This window comes from Allobosea sp. P1_A7 (genome assembly GCF_056406775.1).
Genome location: NZ_JBFTZN010000431.1, coordinates 1 through 3,255, shown reverse-complemented (window position 1 = coordinate 3,255; position 3,255 = coordinate 1). Strand labels below are relative to the sequence as shown.

Sequence of the window (3,255 nt, the reverse complement as noted above, 5' to 3'; positions counted from 1 at the left end):
GCCTGGGATATTGCTGCGGCCGCCGTGTTCCTGGCCTCGGACGAAGCAGCCTTCATCACCGGAGTTTGCCTGCCCGTCGATGGCGGTCAGAGCTGCGCAGTCGCAGCCTTCCCGAGCTGACACCTGGATCATCGGACCGGATACCGTACCGGCTCCGATGATCTGACCTTCTGTGCCTGCATCCGCTTTCCCGAGGACCGCAGCCCACGTTTCGGGCCGATGCTTTAGACGAGCGCCGACTGCATCTCGATCTGATAGCCCTCCGGATCATCGAACACGAATGCCCGGATCCGGAGCGCTTCATGGCTGCGCGGCGGCTTCAGCGCGGAGACGCCGACGCTCTCGACATAGGCATGCCAGCCGTCGACATCAGCGACGCGGATGCAGATCTGCACCGGCTTGACCGGGTGGGCGCGATGACTGCCCCGGCTCTCGTCGACGAGGCCGACATAGCCCCCCTCGGTGATGAGGTAGATCTTCGACCAGCCCTGATCGATCGTAAGTTCGAGCCCGAGCACGTCCTCGTAGAAGCGCATCGCCTGCGGCAGATCGCGATAATAGAGGAAGGTGATCAGCTTCTGGGTCGCGTCATGCGACGGTCTTGCAATCGTCAAGGTTTGCCTCCGAACCACGCTGCCATTTGCCCATCACCAGGTTTGGCAGCGGGCTCGTCAAGCGGCGACCAGAGCGTGGTCGCGACCAGCAGCGCCGGACGCGGTACGAGCCAGGATATGATCGCGCGAGATGGCCACGACAGTGGAGCGGAGCTCACCGGCAGCGCAATCGGCTCGACATCCGCATCCGCTTGATCGGCCCGTAGGAATAGCGCGTCATGATCTCCAGCACATCGCAGAGCGAGTGACGGCCGCTCGGCGAAGAGCAGGACGCGGTCCGTTTTGGCCGCGCCGGCCAATACCGCGTTCTCCGATCGCGATCTTCAGTAGCCCATGCTTCAGTAGCTCATGTTTCAGTAGCTCATGGCCCGGTTGCGGGCGTTCCCGATATGCGCGCTCATCTCGGCTGCCGCCCGTTCGGGGTCGCGCGCCTCGATGGCCGCGATGATCTTCAGGTGGTCCTGCATCACCGGAACCAGGATGTGGTTCTGGATGCGCGTCTCGTACTGGCGGATCAGCCTGATCTTCAGCCAGGTGACCCGGAAGGCCTTTGAGACGATGTCGTTGTCGAGGTGATCGATGATCGCCTCGTGCATCAGCCGGTCGACATCCTCGGCGTCCTCGATCAGCGTCTCGTCGCCACCCGCCGCGGCCCTCCGGATGATCGCTTCGTGGCGTTCACGCTGTTCGGCGATCTCTTCGTCCGTCGCCGTTTTCGCGTAGAGCGCAGTCGCTTCCTTTTCGAGGAAGAGCCGGAACTGGAACGCATTGCGGATCAGGTTGAGATCGACATGGGCAACCTGCATGCCGCGCTGCGGCACGGTCTTGATCAGACCTTCCGCCTCGAGGCGCGGGATCAGTTCGCGAATGGCGCCGAGCGGCAGGCCAGTCATCGCCACGAGCTCGCGCTGGGTGACGAACTGACCTGGCTTGATCTCTCGCGCCAGCAGCCGCTCGGTGAAGCTGACATAGGCCTTGTCCCGCAGCTTCAGCGGTTCGCCGTCGCGCTCCTGATCGTTCTCGCCCATGCGCTCCTGTTCCTCTCGTGGCTCCTCAGGCGGCCTTGGCCCGCGTAATCGTGTCGAAGGCTGCGAACAAGCGCTGTCGCTGCGCCTCGCTCAAAGCCTCGAGCGGCGGGCGCATCGCGCTATAGCCCTTGTCGCCATGCAGATGGCCGACCAGGGCCTTGACTGCCGGCAGGACCGGATAGCTGCAGACCTCGTCGACCAGCGCATTCACCACCGGGCTCTCCGTCCCTTCATAAACCATCGGCCGAAGCAGCCCCGGCACCAGATTGGCGACGCCGCAGATCGAGCCCTGAGCCCCGGCCCTCACCGCGCGGGCGAGCAGCCGTTCGTCACCGACCAGGATGGCAAGCTCACCGTGAGCTTTGAGCAGGGCTTCGGTATTCGCATAGCTGCCCGAGGAATCCTTCACCCCGGTGACGATGCCCGGAAACGCCTTCTTCAGCCGCTCGACCAGCCCGACGCTGATGTCGACCGCCGTGACCGAGGGGATGTGGTAGAGGATGGTGTTGCGGGCGGACGGCCCCAGCTTCTCGAAGAACTGCGAGAACCAGACAAAGAGTCCCTCGTCGCTGACGCCCTTGAAATAGAAGGGCGGCGCGACCAGCAGGCCCTTGGCGCCGATATCGAGTGCGACCTTGGCCTGCTCGATCGATTCATGCAGCGAGGCAGCGGCGACGCCGGCATAGATTTGCGTGCCAGGATCGACGCCGGCACCGACCAGCGCGCCCAGCATCGCGGTACGCGCCGGCAGGCCAAGCGCCGCCCCCTCGCCCGTCGTGCCAAACAGCGTGACGGAGTCACAGCCCTCGGCCAGCACGTGGCGCGCATGCTTGACGAGGCGCGGCAGATCGACGGCTCCGCCCTCCCGCATCGGCGTCGTGATGGCGCAGGAAAGGCCGAAGCGGTTCGGGTCGATAGCCATTGGAGGGAGCTTTCCTGAGATATGAATGTCTGACATGTTAGTTTGCAGTCAAAACTGACGCAAGGTCGGGAAGACACGGAAATCGAGGTGCGRCTCAGCCATCCTTCAGCCCTCCGGCCGACAATCCGGCGACGATCTGACGCTGAGCCAGCACCGTCAGCAGCAGCACCGGCAGCGTCACCAGCAGCGCGGCAGCGGCGAGCGGCCCCCAGGAAATCTGCTCGAAGGTCAGGGAGTTGTAGACTGCAGACGGCAAGGTACGGCTGTTCTTGCCGCCRAGCACGACCGAGAAGATGAAGTTGTTCCAGGAGAAGATGAAGGCGAGGATGCCGCCGACCACGATGCCGGGCCGCGCCAGCGGCAGCGCGACATGACGAAAGGCCTGCCAGGTCGTCGCACCGTCGATGCGCGCCGCATCCTCCAGTTCCATCGGCACATTCTCGAAATAGCCGATCATGATCCAGACGATGATCGGAATGGTGATGACGAGATGCGTGATCACCAGCGCCGTGATGCTGCCGACGAGCCCGGTCATCTGGAACAGCAGGAAGAGCGGGATCAGGTAGGACAAGGCCGGTGTCATGCGGGCGACCAGGATCAGGATCGCGAACTTCGTCGCCTTGCCGCGGGCGATGCCGTAGCCCGCTGGCACGCCGACCCCGAGCCCGATCAGCACAGCCCCGCCCGCCCG

The 3,255-nt window shown here is 64.2% G+C and carries 5 protein-coding genes; 1 reads left to right on the top strand and 4 read right to left on the bottom strand.

All coding sequences use genetic code 11. The features are described 5' to 3' along the window. The coding region (locus AC1D34_RS35710; protein ID WP_476826804.1) for an SDR family oxidoreductase at window positions 1-120 on the top strand (120 nt) is incomplete at its 5' end. Window positions 121-224: 104 nt separating this feature from the next. Here the strand turns inward: AC1D34_RS35710 and AC1D34_RS35705 are convergent. From AC1D34_RS35705 to AC1D34_RS35690, 4 genes are all read right to left on the bottom strand, one after another. Beyond that, the gene (locus AC1D34_RS35705) at window positions 225-614 is read right to left on the bottom strand and encodes a VOC family protein (protein ID WP_441506972.1); all 390 of its coding nucleotides are present in this window, start codon (window positions 612-614) and stop codon (window positions 225-227) included. Window positions 615-967: 353 nt separating this feature from the next. Beyond that, window positions 968-1,642, bottom strand: a complete 675-nt coding sequence (locus AC1D34_RS35700; RefSeq protein WP_476769464.1) for a GntR family transcriptional regulator — start codon at window positions 1,640-1,642, stop codon at window positions 968-970. Between the two features lie 25 nt (window positions 1,643-1,667). Beyond that, on the bottom strand, window positions 1,668-2,564 hold the full coding sequence (locus AC1D34_RS35695; RefSeq protein WP_441506970.1) for a dihydrodipicolinate synthase family protein: 897 nt from the start codon (window positions 2,562-2,564) through the stop codon (window positions 1,668-1,670). Window positions 2,565-2,658: 94 nt separating this feature from the next. After that, a partial coding sequence (locus tag AC1D34_RS35690; RefSeq protein WP_476826803.1) for a carbohydrate ABC transporter permease occupies window positions 2,659-3,255 on the bottom strand: 597 nt, incomplete at its 5' end.